A 17263-nucleotide genomic window follows, 5' to 3' on the forward strand; every position below is an offset into this window, starting at 1 on the left:
GATGGGTCAGGTCAAGCTGATTACGAAATATTTCGAGACCCCGGGCTGCGAGAAGCTCCCGGTGTTCGAGTCCGTGGGCGGCTACTCCCGTCTGCGGCGGATAGTTGAGGAGGAATGGACCGGCGAGAAAATAATCGCCACGCTCAAGGCCTCCAGCCTGCGCGGCCTGGGCGGGGCCGGGTTCCCCACCGGCATGAAATGGGGTTTCGTGCCCAAGGATGCCGAGCCGCCCAAGTACCTGGTGGTGAACGCGGATGAATCGGAGCCGGGCACGTTCAAGGACCGGCACATCATCATGCGCGCGCCGCACCTGCTTATCGAGGGCCTGACAATCGCGGCCCTGGCCGTGGGTGCGCATGAGGTGTTCGTCTACATCCGCGGCGAGTACTGGGAACCCTACCGGGTGCTGAAAAACGCCCTGGACGAGGCCAGGAAAGCCGGCTACGTGGGCGACAGGATCATGGGCAGCGGACGCAGCGTGCATGTGACCGTGCACCGCGGCGCCGGGGCCTATATCTGCGGCGAGGAAACCGCCCTTCTGACCAGCCTGGAGGGCTACAAGGGCTGGCCCAAGCTCAAGCCCCCGTTCCCGGCGGTCAAAGGCCTGTTCCGCCGCCCCACCCTGGTCAATAATGTGGAAACCCTCTCCTACGTGCCGGTGGTGCTGGATATCGGGCCGGAAGAGTTCGCCAAGGTGGGGATCGAGCGCAACGGTGGCGCGCGGCTGTTCGGGGTGAGCGGGCATGTCAACCGCCCCGGTATCTACGAGTGCGCCCTGGGCACCCCGATGCGCGAGGTGATCTACGACCTGGCTGGCGGCATCCGAGGCGGAAAGAAACTCAAGGCCGTAATCCCTGGAGGCAGCTCCTGCCCGGTGCTCACCCCGGCTGAGATCGACGTCTCGCTCGATTTCGACAGCCTGGCCAAGCTGGGCTCCATGCTGGGCTCGGGCGGGATGATCGTAATGGACGAGGACACCGACCTGGTCAAGGTGCTCTATAGGATTTGCAAGTTCTACTCCAACGAGTCCTGCGGCCAGTGCACCCCCTGCCGCGAGGGCACCGGCTGGATGACCCGGATCATGGAGCGTGTCTACCGCGGCAACGGCACGAGCCAGGACCTGGACAACCTGGTCGACATCGCCGAGATGATCGGCGGCAACACGATCTGCCCGCTGGGCGATGCCGCCTCTCTGCCGGTGATGAGCTTCATCCGCAAGTTCCGGCCCGAGTTCGAGGCCCGTCTGTCGCGCAAGTATGTCCCCTCGGGCGAGATCGCCTCGCCCGGTGCGGAAGGAGCCACCCGGTGAGCGGCGGCGAAACCAAAATGGTGAAAACCACCATCGACGGGCGCGAGTACGAGTTCGCCGAGGGCGCCACGATCCTGGAAGCGGCCAGGAGCGTGGGGATCATGATCCCCCACTACTGCTACCACCCGGGGCTGTCCATCGCCGGGGCCTGCCGCATGTGCCTGGTGGAGATAGAGAAGATTCCCAAGCTCCAGATTTCCTGCTACATGACCGTGGGCGAGGGCATGGTGGTGCACACGGACACCGAGCGGGTCAAGCGGGCGCGCAAGTCGATCCTGGAGTTCCATCTGGTCAACCACCCCACCGACTGCCCGGTCTGCGACCAGGCCGGCGAGTGCGGCTTGCAGGAATACTACATGCTCCACGGGTTGTACACCTCGCGCATCCGTGAGAACAAGGTCCGCAAGACCAAGAAAGCTTTCCCGGTCGGCCCCAATATCATGCTCGACCAGGAGCGCTGTATTCTGTGCAGCCGCTGCGTGCGGTTCTGCCGCGAGGTTTCGAAAAGCCACGAGCTGGGGATGTTCAAGCGCGGCGACCGCGAGGTGATCGACACTTTCTCCGGCCGTCAGGTGGACAACCCCTACGCCGGCAACGTGGTCGATATCTGCCCGGTTGGTGCGCTCACCAGCCGCGACAGCCGGTTCAAGACCCGTTCCTGGTATCAGCAGACCGCCGAATCGGTCTGCCCGCGCTGCTCCCGCGGCTGTAACATCTTCATCCACTACAACATCAAGCGTCCCTGGAAGAACGAGGGCCGCAAGGTGGTGCGCCTGAAGCCGCGTTTCAACGCCGAGGTCAACAAGTGGTGGATTTGCGATGAGGGCCGGTTCTGCTTCAAGTATATCGATGACCCCGACCGCCTGAGCGCGCCGCTGCGCCGGGTGGATGGAGCGTCCGAGACAATCGACTGGCCCGCGGCCCTGGCAATAGCCGCCGAGCGTATGCTGGCCGCCGCCTCCGCGCAGGAGCGTGATCTGGCCGTGCTGGTCTCGCCCCAGGCCTCCAACGAGGAGCTGTTCCTGCTCAAGAAAGTCTGCGATGAGCGCCTTCCCGGCTGGCGGGCCGCGTTCAGCGCGGCGACCCCGTTCGAGCCCACCGAGGATGACTTTCTGCGCCGCGCCGACAAGAACCCCAACACCTTCGGGGCGCGGGCTCTGGGCCTGGGCGAGGACAAGTCCATGGACCTGGCGCAACTGAAACGGGCCGCCCTGGAGGGCCGTATCGGCACGCTGCTGGTCTGCTACACCGACCTGACCGGCCTGACCGGCGAGGCAGGCCAGGGCTGGGACGCCGCCCTGGAGAAAGTGGACACCCTGATCTACCTGGGTCACAACGACTGTGCCACCGCGCAGCGGGCCGACCTTGTGCTGCCGGCCGCCACGTTCGCCGAGCGCGAGGGCACTGTGACCAATTTCGAGGGCCGCATTCAGCTCCAGCGCCGGGCGTTCGACCCAGCGGGCGAATCGCTGCCGGGCTGGGAAATCCTGCGCCGTCTGGGCGAGACCCTGGGCGGTGAGTACGAGTTCGAGGGGCCGGAGCAGGTGTTCCAGCGCCTGGCCGAAACGGTCCCGCAACTGGCCGGCCTGAGCTACGAGTCAATCGGCCCGGCCGGCTGCCCGGTGAAAAAGTGATCCCCTGTTCCTGCGGAGCCTGACACGATGTTTCCCGACATGCTGCCCGAAATCCTGATCGATACGGCCAAAGCCGGGGCGGTCCTGACCGGAGTGCTCTCTTTCGGCGGCCTCCTTACCTGGGTCGAGCGCAAGCAGAGCGCCCTGATGCAGGACCGTATCGGCGCCAACCGCGCGGACATCCTGGGTTTCCGCCTTCTGGGCCTGTTCCATATCATGACTGACGGCCTTAAGATGTTCATGAAAGAGGAGTTCATCCCGCGTACGGAGCACCGCGCCCTGTTCGTGCTGGCCCCGTTTATCGCCTGGACTTTCGCCCTGTTAGGCTTCGCGGTGATCCCGTTCTCCCCGACGATCACGGTGCTGGGCGCCGGGTTCTCGCTCCAGATCGCCAACCCGGAGATCGGCATTCTGTACGTGTTCGCCATGATGGGCATGACAGTATACGGCGTGGTGTTAGGCGGCTGGTCGAGCAACAACAACTACGCCCTGCTGGGCTCGATGCGCGCCACGGCCCAGATGATAAGCTACGAGGTGGCCCTGGCCGCCGCGGCGGTGGGCCCGCTGCTGGTATACAACAGCCTTAACATGCAGCAGATCGTTCTCTGGCAGGGCGGCTATTTCCAGGGTTGGCTGCCGCTCTGGGGCATTGTGGTCCAGCCCCTGGCGTTCCTCATTTTCCTGACCGCCGGCACGGCCGAGACCAAGCGCATCCCGTTCGACCTGCCCGAGGGCGAGAGCGAGATCATCGGCTTCCAGCTCGAATACTCGAGCATGCGTTTCGGTGCGTTCATGTTCACCGATTTCGTGGAAAAGATACTCATCGCCTGCCTGGCCACCACGTTGTTCCTGGGCGGCTGGCAGGTTCCCTGGCTGTCCGACAGCGGTTTAGCTTTCGGCGGGGCGAGCGTGCTGCCCCTGGCGGCGTGGCTGGTCTGGGCGCTCCGTGCCGCGGCGTTCGCGGTCAAGGTCTGTATCGTGATCTACGTGCTGATGCTGGTGCGCTGGACCTTGCCGCGGTTCCGCTACGACCAGCTCATGCACCTGGGCTGGAAATTCCTGTTGCCGCTGGCCTTTGCCAACATAATTGTCACCGCGATAGTTTTGGCGGTGCTGAATCTCTGAGTTCCGCCGCAAGCGGAGGCTGTTTTGGCCATCACTGTCAAAAAGATCGAGTTCCGCCGCAAGCTCACTTTCCTGGAGCGTATCTGGCTGCCCGAGATTCTGCGCGGACTCTGGATCACCAACCGTCATTTCGTGGTGAACCTCAGCCTGCACATCCTGAACGCCGTGGGGATCAAGACCCGGCGCAAGGGGGCGGTGACGATCCAGTACCCGGAGCAGCATCGCGGCTACCACTGGCGACTGCGCACCGCGCACTACCTGACCAGACGCGAGGGCGGCGGCCCGCGCTGTGTGGGCTGCATGATGTGCGAGACGATCTGCCCGGCCAAGTGTATTTACATCGTGGCCAAGGAACACCCCGACCCGGAGACCGAGAAGCAGGCCGCCAGCTTCACCATCGACATGGGCAAGTGTGTCTACTGCGGCCTGTGCGTGGAGGCCTGCCCGGAGGACGCGATCCGCATGGACAGCGGCCACCTGGAGATAAGCTGCTACAGCCGCCAGGAGATGATGTATCCCATCGACCGGCTGCTGGCCACGGAGCACGACCCGGCCCCGTACAAGGACTACAAACGCTTTTTGCAGGAATGAGTCGAGCGTGATTGACCCGTTCCCATTCATTCGCCGTTTACCGGCCGGGCCGGGGACGGCGTATTTATTTCAGGACAGAGAGGAGAAGCGGCAGGATGCTTAAGACCAGAGAGGAAACCGTTGTCACCAACCTGGGCGGCGGCGTGGTGCGCCGGGTCTGCCTGAGCGCGGGCAAGCTGATGTCGGTGGAGTTCAGTTTCGAAAAGGATGCCCTGCTGCCGATGCACAGCCATCCGCACGAGCAGGTGGGCTATATCGTGAGCGGCGAGTACGAGCTGACCGTGGGCGGGGAAACCCGGATACTGCAAGCCGGCGACAGCTACTACGCCCCGCCGGATGTGGTCCACGGGGCCAAGGTGCGCGAGGCGGGCAAGGTGCTGGACGTGTTCTGCCCGCCGCGGGAGGACTACCTTTAGGCTGTCCGGCGGGCGTTCTCAGCCGCCGAGGGCCTCGCGCAGCTTGCGGTGCAGCGTCTCGGCGTTGAAAGGTTTCTGCAGGAAAAGCACTCCCTGGTCCAGCACCCCGTGATGCGCTATCACGTCATCCGTGTAGCCGGACATGAACACCGGGCGCACCTCTGGATGGATGGCCCTGACTTTTTCGAGCACATCCCGGCCGGTGCCGCCCTGCAGGATGACATCGGTGAGAAGGACTTGCAGTGGAGAGTTCGCGTTGGCCAGGACCACCGCCTCCTCCACGTTGGCGGCGATAAGCGCGTGGTAGCCCAGGTGGCCCAGCAACTGGCGCAGGGTTTCACGGACAGTAGGGTCGTCCTCGACCACCAGCACCGACTCGCCCTCGGCACGACGGCTCTCGGCCCGGGGCTGGCCGCCTGCCGCGACTGCGCCGGAGGCCGCCCGCGGCAGGTATATCTTGAACGTGCTGCCCACACCGACCTCGCTGTAAACCCAGATACTGCCGCCGTGCTGCTTGACTATGCCGTAGACCATCGACAGCCCCAGGCCGGTGCCGAACCCGACATTCTTGGTGGTGAAGAACGGCTCGAAAATCCTCCGGCGCAGCCCCTCGTCCATCCCGCAGCCGGTGTCGCTCACTGCCAGCTGGACATATTCACCGGGGGCCGCCTCCGGGTGGGTGCGGGCGTATTCCTCGTCCAGGTCGACATTGCCGGTCTCCAGGGTGAGAATCCCGCCCCCGCTCATCGCGTCCCGGGCGTTGACCGCCAGGTTGAGCAGCACCTGCTCCAACTGTGAAATATCGGCCTCCACCATGTCCGGCGCGGCGCGCAGGAACGTCTCGACCCGGATATTCTCGCCGATCACGCGGCTGAGGATATTGGTGAACCCGAGCACGACCTCGTTCAGGCCGACTGTCTTGACCGAAAGGACCTGCTTGTGCCCGAAAGCCAGGAGCTGACGGGTGAGGTCGCGGGCCCTTTCCGCCGCCTTGAGGGCATCCTCCAGGCTGTCATCCGTGCCGCCGGTGATCCCGTCTTTGGGGGCCGACACTTTCGCCAGCTCCAGGCTGCCGATTATCACGGTGAGCAGATTGTTGAAATCGTGCGCCACACCGCCGGCCAGGCGCCCCACCGACTCCATTTTCTGCGAATGGGACAGCATCGATTCGAGCTCGCGCTGCTGCTGCTCCAGTTTCTTGCGCTCAGTGATATCACGGGCCACGCCCTGGGTGCCGATAAAAGAATCGTGGTTCGGTTTTTCTGCCTGGTAGAGTCCCTCGGCGTCAATAAGGAATACCGGTTGTTCCTGTGTCACCTCCTCTGAATGGACCTCGAAATCCATGCTTTCGCCTGATTTCTGCATCAATCTGATTTCCAGAGAACGCGTGCGGCGCTCACGGGTGCGGCGTTCGTTGATCCGGTGAACGGCCCTCTGCCTGTCTTCCGGGTGCACGAACTCCAGTATCCCGCGACCGAGCATCTTCTCGGGCGTATAGCCGTAATTGCGCACCGCGTCGTTTATGAAAAGAATCTTCCCCTCGGGATCGAGGCGGTAGACAATGTCCGGGATGGTCCGGAGGATCGATTCGAGAGTGCGCTCGCTGCGCAGGAGGGCTTCCTCGGCCAGCTTGCGGTCGGTGATGTCCTCCCCCGAACTGAGAGTGAACGCCACGCGGCCGTCATTGCCTCGGATCTGCGTGGTGTGCCAGGCGATTATCCGTTCCTGGCCCTGGCTGTTTATCACCGTGTTCTCGTCGTATTCGACGAACCCGGTCCTGCCGTTCATGATCTGCCTGAAATATTCGCGCAACCGGTCGCGGTCTTCGGCCGGCACGAAATTGTCCACCCAGTCGAGGCCCAGCACGTTTTCCCGCTGGTGGCCCAGGATCCGGCAGCCGGTCTGGTTCAGGTCGGCGATCCGGCCATTGGAATCGAGGATCAACAGGATCACTGCCACAATATCGAAATATTTCTGCGCCCGGTCCCGTGTTTCCATGATCCGCTTGTCGGATTCGATCCGGTCGGTGATATCACGGGCGGCGGCGAAAATCAGTTTCTCCTGGTATGGGACCGAGCGCCATTCCACCCAGCGATAGGCGCCTTCCTTGCAACGGTAGCGGTTGATGAAATTGGAGACCACCTTACCCTCGCCCAGCTTGCGCAGCTCGATCAGGGTCGTGCCGACATCCTCGGGATGGACGAACTCGATGAAACGCTGTCCCTCCATCTCCTTGACCGGATAACCGAGCACCTTGGTCCAGGCCGGATTCAGCCGGTGGATGACGCCCTCGGTGTCCGCGATGCAGAACAGGTCCGGGGACACGTCGAAAAACATGTCGAGTTCCTCGGTTTTCTGCTTGAGTTCCGCGGCGGCCTGGACTTTCTCGGTATCGTCCAGACACAGCCCCATGACCCTTTCCACCTCGCCCTTCTCGTTCTTCAGCACATCGCCGCGCAGACTGATGAACCTGATTCTGCCGTCCAGCAGACGGATACAAAAAGTCTCCACGAGGTGAAGCTTTTCCCGTACGATCGAGTTGAAACGCTCCTGCAATCTTATCCGGTCCTGGGGGTCGATTGCGTTGCGAAGGAAATCCTGGCGTTTCTCGGGAGCGACCCCACCCGCCTGAAATATATCGAGCACCCGGTCGTCCCACGACATTTCACGGGTGGCGAGGTTGTAGCTCCAGACACCGGCGGTTGCGGCATCCAAAGCCAGGTTGAGGCTCTCCTGTTTCTCGCGCAACTGCTCCGCGGAGCGGGCCGATTCGGTCAGGTTCTCGTACATCCCGACCAGTTCCACTGCTTTCCCGCTCTTGTCGCGCAGGGGGGATATGAACAGCCGCACCGGCACCCGTGAGCCGTCCTTGTGCCTCCGGTGGGTCACCAAGCCGCTTATCGACTCACCCGCATTCATCTTCTGGACATTGGCCCTGATTTCATCGATTTTGTCAGGATTTTCGGTTTGCAGATTCCTCCCGAGCACCTCGGCGGCGGTCCAGCCAAACATGGCCTCGCACGCCCGGTTCCATCCCAGGACCCGGCCCTCGGTATCAAGACGGATAATCGCCAGAGGAGATTGATCCACCAGGGACTGGTACCGTTCGAGCAATATTCTAAGGTTTTCCCGTTCTGAGCGCGGCATCGAGGAGGTCTCGTCTTCCGGGATTATTATTTCTCGAAACAACTGCTGAGGATAGTCTCAAAGTATTTCTATTTTCTGGAAAGCGCTCTTCAGGTTTTTCGGCTATTTTATCTACAAAACCAACCGCTTATTCAAATTACAATTTCTATTCAAATAAAAATAATCAATACACAATGTACTTTTCAACTGAATGTACGGTTTTTATTCAGCCGAGTAAATGCGCCCCCGAAAAATCGGTCCGGGAGGACAATAATTTGATAAAAAAAGGGGGCGGCTGAAAACTCCGTCCCCTCTGGCAATTCAAACGTCACTGCCCGTCAATCAGGCTTTCACCGGATGGTAGGCCAGACGGGCCATGCTGGGCAGCGGACCGACCAGCGGCTTGAGGTATTCGACGAACTCCGGTGTGACAAACATGCCCGAAGCGTCGATATACTTGTCAGGCATGGGCTTGGAATGCACGGCCACCTCGGCCAGGGGCGCGGTGCCCAGCTTGGTCTGGTACTCGTGCCCGTCCTCGCGCAGCAGCGAGACCATCAGGCCGCTCTTGCCCTCGGCCGCCAGTTCCACGGCTTTCTGGCCGCAGAGGAAAGCCTCGGCCACGTCCAGCGCACTGGTGCGGTCGGAGCCGCACATCTGCAGCGACTCGACCACCTGAAACTCGCCGCGCCAGCCGAACTTTTCCGAGATCATGCGGTGCAGCATCATGGCCGCACTGGTGCCGCCCATGGCGCCGAACTCGACGTTGCCGAAACGGTCGCGGGTCTCGGAGGCGCTCACCGGACGGCCATCCGCGTAGGCGATGCCCTCGCCGCAGGCAATGGAGACGAAGCCGTATTTCTTATGGCACTCCTCGACTTTGGCCAGGAACTTGTCCTTGTCGAACGGGCGCTCGGGCATCAGGATGATGTGCGGCGGGTCGCATTCGCAGCGCTTGGCCGCGACCGAGGCGGCGGCCAGCCAGCCGGCATCGCGCCCCACGGCCTGGTAGATCACGTACTGGTCCACTTTCTGCATGTCACGGGCCAGCAGTCCGCCTTGGAGCACCGAAAGGGCCACGAAGCGGGCCGCGCTTCCGTAGCCCGGCGTGTGGTCGGTGCCGTGCAGGTCGTTGTCCACGGTCTTGGGGATACCGATCCCGCGCAACTCGTAGCCGTTAGCCACACAATATTTCTCGACCCGGTTGATCGTGTCCATCGTGTCGTTGCCGCCGATCATGAAGAAATAGCGGATGTTGAATTTCTCCAGAACCTGGCGTATCTTCGGGAAATCCTCGTCCTTCAGCTTGTGGCGGCTGGAGCCCAGCGCGCTCGAGGGAGTGAGCCGCAGCGCCGCGATCACGCTGGGGTCTTCCTTCTTCAGGTCGATCAGGTTTTCCTGCATGAACCCCTCGATGCCCCAGCGCATGCCGTAGACACCGGTGATGAAATCCTGGCGCACCGCCATCTCGACCACGCCGCAGAGGCTGGCGTTGATCACCGAGGTCGGTCCGCCGGATTGCCCGATAATCGCGTTACCCTTCAACATCGATCCACTCCGTAAGTTTTGGGTTGCCCTTGATCCGTTCAGCCGGCGATCACTTTCAGCGAGCCGTCGGCCTGAAACGCCGGGTGATCGTAGATTTTCACACCCTGCACCACACGCGTAATCACACCCTTCTCCGAGGGGCTGTCCGGCTTCAGTCCCACGCTCAGCGACTTGAACACGCCCAGCGACTGGCCGACAATCACATAGGCCGGGCTGAGGTAATCGTCCGGGATGTCGCAGCCGTGCTCGATCACCAGGTCGGCGGCGGCTTTCGTGTCGGCGTCGGCCTTGCGGCAGACCGCGATCTTCTTCATCCCGATACCCTTGTGTTTGACCCCGTTCATCAGGTCCAGCTCGTAGCGGTGCACCAGCGGCTCCTCGCTCATCAGGTAGACCACCAGGGTGTTGGAGTGGATCACCGCCTCGGGCCCGTGACGCAGGCCGAGGAAGCTGTCGAACTTGGCCACCACCTTGCCGTCGGTCTCCTCCTGCAGCTTCAGGTGGCACTCCTTGGAGCAGCCGTACAGCGTGTTGGAGCCCAGGAACACGGCGCGCTCGAAAGCGGCGGCGCACAGGGCCTCCAGGTCACTGGTGTACTGGGTGAGTATTTTGCGGCCGGCCGCGGCCAGGTTCGCCACCACTTTACCGTAGGCCACGCTATCCTTGATCGAGGCCAGGTACTGGCCGGCGATCACCATGCTGGAGAACGAGCTGGTCATGGCCAGGGATTCATCATTCGTCTTCTCGGGCAGCAGGATGGTCAGGGCGCGGTCCTTCTTGGCCTGGCTCATGATCGCCAGCTTGCCGTTCTTGTTGCAGGTGATGACGATGTGCTTGATATCGGCCTGGCTCTGCTCGCCCAGCACGAACGTGCCCACGCTCTCCGGGCTGTTGCCGGAGCGGGCGAAATGGACCAGGAAATATTTCTTGCCCGGGCGGAACGTGGCGGCCGGGTCGGTGATGATCTCGGTGGTTCCGACCGCGCGGGCCTCGTAGCCGCTGACCTTGTTGAACAGGTTCTCCAGGCAGATGCCGATGAAAGCGCTGGTGCCGGCGCCGGTGAGCAGGAACTTGCGGTCGGTCTCGTTGCCCAGGAAAGCGAGGATCTGGCTCTTCATGCCCTCGCAGATTTTATAGGTCTGTTCCCACATCTCGGGCTGCTGGTAGATCTCGGCCGGAGTGTGGCGGGTGCCCCGCTTGTCTTTCTCGGCATCCGGGGCCTGGATCAACTTGATCATTGCATCTGCCATCTCAACAATCTCCTGACTTCGGTTAACGGATATAGAAACAGATATAGCTGATGTCCAAAGGTCCTTATTTGCCGCCGGCGATACGGTGCGCCTCGGAGACCGCCAGGGCGAAATCGCGCACATCGATCGGGTTGAACGAGGGGATTTTCTCGTCGCGGGCGATCTTCTCGGCGCTGGAGGCTTTCTGTGCCGCCATCAGGGTGCGGGTCAGAGTCTTGGGGATGTCGCTGCGCTTGTCACCGATGATGATGCTGAGGAAATCATCGTTGCCGAACGCCTCGCGGCCGAAAGCACGCAGGCCGGCATCCTTCGAATAGTTGCCCTTCTCCACGGCCGGGGCGATCAGGTCCACGCCGAAATCCTCGTATACCAAAGCTTTGCGCCCGGAGCGCTTCTCGAACGCCGGTGTCACCGCCTTGAGGGCCTCGAAATCGAAACCGGCCTTGTCCTGGTCATCGATCCAGATCACGTAGTCGGCGCCCTCCAGGGCCACGCGCACCGAGATCAGGGGATGGGTCTTGATCAGGGCCTGGTAGACCCCGGGCATGTTGGACAGCTCACTGGAAAAGCGCACCTTGGCCCCGCCGGCGCTCAGGGCGGCCTTGCTGCCGCCTGCGGTCATGGCGTCACAGAGCTGCCCGGCCGTGGGACGGCGTCCCTTGACCAGCGGGTGCTGCAGCACGTTGCCGTTGCGGTCGCCCTCGATGTAGATCGCGCCGGCGCCGGTGGAATAATTGCCCTGGAACGCCACTTTCACGCCCTGCTCGGCGGCCGCGCCCAGGACATCCCGCACGAAATTGCAGGCCTCGGTCTCGTTGTACGGGTACAGGTAATTGAACCTGCCGCCACGCTCGTAGACCATGCCGTACTCGCCCACCGTGCCCAGCTTGTCCACGCCCAGGCGGTTCTCCTTGAAGAACTCCATGGACTTGAGGTCCCAGCCCGTGCAGAGAGTGACCTCGATGCCGGCGTTGTCGATCAGGTACTCGATGGCCGTGTTGGCCCCGGGGTACGGGGTCAGCTCGGAGTCATCACAGTCGACAATCGGTCCGTTCACGTCCAGCCCGCAGACAATGTTGCCCGAAATATCGCGGCCCGATTCGCGGCTCACCGCGAGGATGTCCTGGATCAGGGCGACGAGTTTCTGCTTGTCCAGGCCCAGCTTGCCGGCCATCGCTACGGCCTTCCCGGACAGCTCAATTGATGCAGACATTCTTCCTCCATCGACGGATTGCGTTGTGGTTGACAGACACGGCTCTCTCTGCGGCGCTGCAGGCACGCCCGGTCAGGCGATTCGGGGAGTGACCGTGATCGTGCGCTTGTCGCTGCAGCCCGGCTCCAGCTTCACTACCCCCAACTTCTTGTCAAACGTCTCCTGCTCCTCATGATCGTCCATCCCCTGCCAGGGCTCGATGCAGATGAACTCATCGCCCGGCTCGGACCAGAGCCCCAGGTGCGGGAAATCCGGGAACTCCATGCGGATCGACACACGGGAGGCCGGGTCCTCGAGGGTGAGATGACGCATCTCGGGGTCCTCGACACCGAACATCAGGGTGGCCTCTAACTCCTGCTCGGTCCAGACCAGCGGGCCGCCCACGGTGATCTCGCTGCTCTTTCCGGTCAGACGGCAGTGCTCGTTGTTTTCGTATTTGGTGATCTTGCCCTTGGGCAACAGGATACGGCAGTCGGTCTTGCTGCCCTTGCCGCTGAACACGGGGGTGGCAAACCCCGGGTGCCAGCCGAACTGGTAGAGGATCGTTTCACGGCCGGGGTTGGTGACCTCGAAAGTGGCGGCCAGGATGTTGCCGATCAACTCGTAGACCAGGTCGAGCTGGAAATCGAAGGGGTAAAACTGGCGGATCTCGGAGTTGGGCTTCAGACGGTAACGGATCATCGCCCGCCCGTCATGGCTCGTCTCTATCAGGTCGAAAGTGCTGTGGCGGGCGAAACCGTGGTTGCCGCGGGTGGAGATGACCTTGTCACCCAACAGGCTTTTCTTGTCCTTCAGCCCGCCCACGATCGGGAACAGGATCGTGGCGTGGTTTTTCCAGCCTTTTTCCGGGGCCTCAACCAGGCTGTCGCGCCAAAGCAGCGGTACACTCTGTCCACGGGCAGCGTCATGGATTCGATAGCCGATGACTTCACAACCGTAACGGTTGATCGTCACTTCACTTTTCTCGGTCTCGTTAACCAGACGGTCGATTTTTCGCTCGTTGTCGATTATCACGACATAGGATCCCAGCATCTTTGATTCTCCTGGCTGCAGCGCGACAGTTCAATTCAAAATCCGCACCGTCCCTTTCGGGTCGGGACGGTGTTAAGTGGTGTTGTACGATCAGAATTTCATATAGATAGGCAATCTAACACCCTTTTTAGTTCAAGTCAAAAAATAAACCCTCGGCCTTTCGGACGCCTTGACAGGCAGTCGCTAAACACCGATATTCCGGGCCATGCAAATCCACCGTCAACAACTGCTGACCGGGGCTGCGGCCGCCCGCGACACCGCGATCATCATCGATGTCTTCCGGGCCTACACCTGCTCGAGTTTCCTGCTGAACGCCGGAGTGGAGCGGGTGATCCTGGAGGAGGACCCGGAGCGCGCCCTGGCGCTCAAGCACGAGCACGGCTGGCTGGCCCTGGGCGAGGTGAACGGGGTGATGGTGGAGGGTTTCGACCTGGGCAACTCGCCCAGCGACATCGTGGCGGCCGGGGACAAGGTCCTTCGCGGACGCACCGTGGTGCAGCGCACCTCGGCCGGGGTGCGCGGCGCGGTGGCCGCGGCGCAGCATTGCAGCCAGGTGTTTGTCGGGGCGTTCACCACCGCCGCCGCCCTGGCGGCCGTGGTGCGCAAGCTGAACCCGGCGGAGCTTCATATCGTGGCCATGGGCTGGAACGCCCTGGAGCCGATGCCCGAGGACGAGCGCTGCGCCGACTACATCCAGTCTCTGCTGGAGCCGGGCCGGCCCTACGACCACGTGGCCGCGGTGCATGGCATCCTGAGCCACGAGAGCGCCCGCAAGTTCCTGCGCGGCGACAAGCCCCAGTTCCCGCCCACGGATGTCACCTGGTGCCTGCTGCGCGACCTGTTTCCCTGGGCCATCCGGGTGGAGCGCACCGAGTTGGGCCTGGAGCTGCGCAAGACGCCGGTGGAGTAAGAACCTCCGCACAATAAAACGGGGCACGACGGTGCGCCGTGCCCCATTCTGTCATTTCAAACGAATCCAGCCTGACTCCAATTCTTCGCTCCACTGTTTTTAATCATTTCGCCTTCACCGGGCTTTCAATTCCCCCCCCGGCTCAGCGTAGCGTGCTCTCGCCGGTGCTGACCCGCAACTCGGCCAGGTCGGGCCCGGGCGCGTCGCTCACATGGCGCTCCATCACCTCGAGACGCAACCGCAGGTCCTGCAGCGGGGTCTTGTAGATGAACGGGGTCTCCTCCACAGCCGAAATGTGGAAAAAGTTCGTCCGGCTGGATTCGAACAGGGCGATCCAGTCGCGGGTGTTGCCCGTTTCGTCGGCGATGGCCTGGGACATTTTCTTTTTCTGCTCCGCCCTGTCCCCCTGGCCCAGCAGGTAGCGGTTGATCGCGGCCTGGGCGGCGAAACTGTTGCGCAGGGTGCGCATGAGCAGCAGCAGAGCCCGGTAGCGGTCGCGCTGGTCCTCCACTGCTTTCAGTTTCTTCTGGGAGCAGGCCTTGTTCAGCAGGCCCAGGGTCAGCTCCAGCTTGGGCAGCACCCGGCGGTCGTAGCCGGCCACCGTTTCCTCCATCCGCTCCTCGCTGTACATGCGGATACCGCCCTCGAAAGCCAGGTTCCGGCGCGCCACATCCCACTCCAGGGTGAACACCGCCCGCTCGAACGCGGCCAACTCGTCCTGGTTCAGCTTCGAGAAATCCGGGACGAGCGGACGGGTGATCCAGCGGGCCTGGGTGGCGCAGGGGCCGCAGTGGTACCAGTTGGTGGCGGGCCAGTCGCGCAGGGCCTGCTCGCCGGCCTGCCAGGCATCCACCAGAAGAGCGGCGGCGCGCTTGTCGCCCTCGCACCAGTCCAGGGCGCGCGCGAAAATGAAACCGTGGAAATCCGGTATCTCCCGTTCGCGCACCAGCTCGGCGTATACATCGTGGTTCACCGCGTAGGGGCACTGCGGCGGCGAGTAGATACCGCCCCGGGTGAAAAAGCGTTTCAGTTCCAAGGCCTCCAGGCTGGCGAATTTTTCGCGCACCAGCCAGGGGAACTGGATGCCGAATACCGGTTCCAGGTCCCACCAGGAGGAAATCACCACCTCGCCGGCCGGCTCCTTGCCGTGGGCGCGGTCGAACGGCAGGTAGGCGCCGGCTCCGGAGGCCGGGTCGGCGCCGCAGAGGATGCCGGAGGCGCTGCCGGTCAGCGGATGGGTGAGAGTCACCCCCGCGGGCAGGGCCGGGATAATTTTCTTCCACTCGTTCTCAAGGTACTCCCAGCCGATCTCCATCAATACTTGAAAGCGCGGGTTGATTTTCCGCCCAGCGACCGCCAGGGCGCCCGAGAACTCGGCCGCCATCTGCTCCAGGGGCTTGGAGCGGGCCAGCCAGCTGCCGTTGGGCCCGAAATACAGCCCCTCCATGAACGGCAGGCCCGAGCCGCTGTCGCCGGTCCAGAACACCAGATAGCGCAGGTCGGGCAGGGTCTGCATCAGGCGGGTGAGCATCTCGGCATAGTGCTCCAGCACCCGCGGATGGGCGATGTCCAGGGCGTAGCGCGGCTGGAGGCTGCGCCCGGGGTGGTCGGTGCGCGAACCGCGCAACTGCGGGTTCTTTTTGAAGAAAGCCTCGTTCACGCTGCGCGGCTCGTAGCAGACAAACCCGGTTTCCATCCCATAGGCGCGGGCCAGCGAGGCCGCTTCGGCCAGGTCGGCCAGGTTGTGCTCCAGTTCCTCGGCCGGGTACAGCCCGGCGGTGAGCGGGCTTTCCACGAACGCGTCCAGCGCCGGGGCGTAGCTCAGGTACCAGGCGTAGGAGTCGCTGGGAAATTCACGGTTACGCACATGCCAGCCGCCGCTGTCGGCGTAGCGGTTGATCTCCACTGCGGTGTGGCCCATGCGGGCCAGTTCGCGGATGTGCTGCCGGCGGTCGAAGCCCTCGGTCATGCGGTACCACTGGTTGAGGGTGTTGTCCCACATGGTGAAGCGTTCTTCGAAACGGAACGTGGAGAACCGCCCAGTCTCCCGCGCCGGGTTGGCGATCCAGCCCAGGGTGGCCCGGCAGAGGCTGCGCGGGGCGCTCCCGGCGATAACAAGTCCGCCGCCGGACTCGGCCACGGCCTCCCACTCGCCGGAGGTGTCCCGGCCGGCGCTCAGGGCGGCCACGGACGGCTGGGCCAGGCCGCTTTCACCCGTAAGAAGCACTATTTCGTTACGCGCCGGCGCCTGGACAGTCTCACGCTCCACGATCTGCACCCCGATGGCTGCGGCCAGCTCCTCCGCCGCGGTGCGCACCGGAAGGGCCGCTCCGGCCTGAATGACCACTCTACCGTATTTCATTTTTCCCTTTTACCTCCGGAGGTTGGACTTTCTCAGTCTCACAACCAACTTCAAGTCGCTGTTTCAATTCAATTATTTACAAACAATTACGCGGACATAACAACACACAGCATTAAATCTTTGCCAGCCCGGTTCAGCCTGTGTCAGGCTCTCAGCAGCAGGGCCACGGCCACGGCGCGCACCCGGTCGTGGCTGAGCGAGAGGTGCGAATCGGCCAGGCCGAGGCCGCGGGCAAACTCGGCGGTCTGGTCATTGAGCCGCAGCAGGGGTTTGCCCCGCTCGCCGTGCACCACCTCGATCCCGGTCCAGTTCACCTGGGCGGTCCAGCCGGTGCCCAGGGCTTTCATCACCGCCTCCTTGGCCGCGAAACGGGCCGCGAAATGCGGGTACGGGTCGGCCTTGGAACGGCAGTAAACCACCTCCGCCGCGGTGAACACCCGCCGCTCGAACCGCGCCCCGGAGCGCGCCTCCAGCGCGTCGCGGATACGGTCCACCTCCACCGTGTCCACCCCCAGGCCCAGGACTGAAAGCCCGGGCGGTAAAGACCCTTTTTCCAGCATGTCAGTCTCCGTTTCCCTTTGCGGTCATGGCGGTCCGACTTGATTCAGCCGCCCGCGAGGTAGTATATTTGCCCCTGTGCTTTATTGGGTCAAAAATAAGTCAGTCTCTGGCATTTGTCCACCGGTCCGCCCGGTGGCGGGACACGCAGAATGAGCCGCAAAAACGAACAGGACATATTCGGCCTGC

General features: G+C 62.8%; 13 protein-coding genes. 6 read left to right on the forward strand and 7 right to left on the reverse strand.

All coding sequences use genetic code 11. The features are described 5' to 3' along the window. Position 1 precedes the first annotated feature (1 nt). The 5 genes from nuoF to LLH00_08700 all read left to right on the forward strand — a co-directional run bounded on the left by nuoF (position 2) and on the right by LLH00_08700 (position 5075). Complete coding sequence (gene nuoF, locus LLH00_08680) at positions 2 to 1309, forward strand: NADH-quinone oxidoreductase subunit NuoF (protein MCE5271347.1); 1308 nt, start codon at positions 2 to 4, stop codon at positions 1307 to 1309. Then, complete coding sequence (locus LLH00_08685) at positions 1306 to 2943, forward strand: 2Fe-2S iron-sulfur cluster-binding protein (protein MCE5271348.1); 1638 nt, start codon at positions 1306 to 1308, stop codon at positions 2941 to 2943. The genes nuoF and LLH00_08685 overlap by 4 nt, the downstream gene beginning before the upstream one ends. Before the next feature lie 27 nt (positions 2944 to 2970). After that, positions 2971 to 4068 (forward strand): NADH-quinone oxidoreductase subunit H, encoded by a 1098-nt coding sequence (locus LLH00_08690; GenBank protein ID MCE5271349.1) that lies wholly within the window; start codon positions 2971 to 2973, stop codon positions 4066 to 4068. A gap of 24 nt (positions 4069 to 4092) precedes the next feature. Next, positions 4093 to 4659: an NADH-quinone oxidoreductase subunit I gene (locus tag LLH00_08695; protein ID MCE5271350.1), complete on the forward strand. Its 567-nt coding sequence runs from the start codon at positions 4093 to 4095 to the stop codon at positions 4657 to 4659. 95 nt (positions 4660 to 4754) lie between these two features. After that, the gene (locus tag LLH00_08700; protein MCE5271351.1) at positions 4755 to 5075 is read left to right on the forward strand and encodes a cupin domain-containing protein; all 321 of its coding nucleotides are present in this window, start codon (positions 4755 to 4757) and stop codon (positions 5073 to 5075) included. Between the two features lie 18 nt (positions 5076 to 5093). On the opposite strand, the gene LLH00_08705 is transcribed toward LLH00_08700, so the two are convergent. The 5 genes from LLH00_08705 to LLH00_08725 form a co-directional block, all read right to left on the reverse strand. After that, positions 5094 to 8222 (reverse strand): PAS domain S-box protein, encoded by a 3129-nt coding sequence (locus LLH00_08705; protein MCE5271352.1) that lies wholly within the window; start codon positions 8220 to 8222, stop codon positions 5094 to 5096. A 321-nt stretch (positions 8223 to 8543) separates the two neighbouring features. Then, positions 8544 to 9749: a 6-phosphofructokinase gene (locus LLH00_08710; GenBank protein ID MCE5271353.1), complete on the reverse strand. Its 1206-nt coding sequence runs from the start codon at positions 9747 to 9749 to the stop codon at positions 8544 to 8546. A gap of 38 nt (positions 9750 to 9787) precedes the next feature. Next, positions 9788 to 10999 carry an SIS domain-containing protein gene (locus tag LLH00_08715; protein ID MCE5271354.1) on the reverse strand — a complete coding sequence of 404 codons (1212 nt, stop codon included), beginning with the start codon at positions 10997 to 10999 and terminating at the stop codon, positions 9788 to 9790. A gap of 64 nt (positions 11000 to 11063) precedes the next feature. Next, positions 11064 to 12212 carry a hypothetical protein gene (locus tag LLH00_08720; protein ID MCE5271355.1) on the reverse strand — a complete coding sequence of 383 codons (1149 nt, stop codon included), beginning with the start codon at positions 12210 to 12212 and terminating at the stop codon, positions 11064 to 11066. 72 nt (positions 12213 to 12284) lie between these two features. Beyond that, complete coding sequence (locus tag LLH00_08725; protein MCE5271356.1) at positions 12285 to 13244, reverse strand: hypothetical protein; 960 nt, start codon at positions 13242 to 13244, stop codon at positions 12285 to 12287. 205 nt (positions 13245 to 13449) lie between these two features. Here LLH00_08725 and LLH00_08730 point away from each other — a divergent pair, with 205 nt between their 5' ends. Then, positions 13450 to 14154: a 2-phosphosulfolactate phosphatase gene (locus tag LLH00_08730; GenBank protein MCE5271357.1), complete on the forward strand. Its 705-nt coding sequence runs from the start codon at positions 13450 to 13452 to the stop codon at positions 14152 to 14154. A gap of 142 nt (positions 14155 to 14296) precedes the next feature. Here LLH00_08730 and LLH00_08735 read toward each other — a convergent pair whose 3' ends face one another. Both LLH00_08735 and acpS read right to left on the reverse strand, forming a co-directional pair. Next, on the reverse strand, positions 14297 to 16516 hold the full coding sequence (locus tag LLH00_08735; GenBank protein ID MCE5271358.1) for a hypothetical protein: 2220 nt from the start codon (positions 16514 to 16516) through the stop codon (positions 14297 to 14299). Between the two features lie 143 nt (positions 16517 to 16659). Continuing rightward, complete coding sequence (acpS, locus tag LLH00_08740; protein ID MCE5271359.1) at positions 16660 to 17076, reverse strand: holo-ACP synthase; 417 nt, start codon at positions 17074 to 17076, stop codon at positions 16660 to 16662. Positions 17077 to 17263 lie beyond the last annotated feature (187 nt).

The sequence above is a fragment of the bacterium genome, assembly GCA_021372515.1.
Classification (GTDB): domain Bacteria; phylum Gemmatimonadota; class Glassbacteria; order GWA2-58-10; family GWA2-58-10; genus JAJFUG01.

What these genes read in the sequence shown, in the direction of transcription:
- LLH00_08725 (MCE5271356.1), bottom strand. Translation starts at nt 13,244, where the DNA reads ATGCTGGGATCCTATGTCGTGATAATCGACAACGAGCGAAAAATCGAC.
- LLH00_08710 (MCE5271353.1), bottom strand. Translation starts at nt 9,749, where the DNA reads ATGTTGAAGGGTAACGCGATTATCGGGCAATCCGGCGGACCGACCTCG.
- LLH00_08730 (MCE5271357.1), top strand. Translation starts at nt 13,450, where the DNA reads ATGCAAATCCACCGTCAACAACTGCTGACCGGGGCTGCGGCCGCCCGC.
- LLH00_08715 (MCE5271354.1), bottom strand. Translation starts at nt 10,999, where the DNA reads ATGGCAGATGCAATGATCAAGTTGATCCAGGCCCCGGATGCCGAGAAA.
- LLH00_08720 (MCE5271355.1), bottom strand. Translation starts at nt 12,212, where the DNA reads ATGTCTGCATCAATTGAGCTGTCCGGGAAGGCCGTAGCGATGGCCGGC.
- LLH00_08700 (MCE5271351.1), top strand. Translation starts at nt 4,755, where the DNA reads ATGCTTAAGACCAGAGAGGAAACCGTTGTCACCAACCTGGGCGGCGGC.
- LLH00_08690 (MCE5271349.1), top strand. Translation starts at nt 2,971, where the DNA reads ATGTTTCCCGACATGCTGCCCGAAATCCTGATCGATACGGCCAAAGCC.
- LLH00_08735 (MCE5271358.1), bottom strand. Translation starts at nt 16,516, where the DNA reads ATGAAATACGGTAGAGTGGTCATTCAGGCCGGAGCGGCCCTTCCGGTG.
- acpS (MCE5271359.1), bottom strand. Translation starts at nt 17,076, where the DNA reads ATGCTGGAAAAAGGGTCTTTACCGCCCGGGCTTTCAGTCCTGGGCCTG.
- LLH00_08705 (MCE5271352.1), bottom strand. Translation starts at nt 8,222, where the DNA reads ATGCCGCGCTCAGAACGGGAAAACCTTAGAATATTGCTCGAACGGTAC.
- nuoF (MCE5271347.1), top strand. Translation starts at nt 2, where the DNA reads ATGGGTCAGGTCAAGCTGATTACGAAATATTTCGAGACCCCGGGCTGC.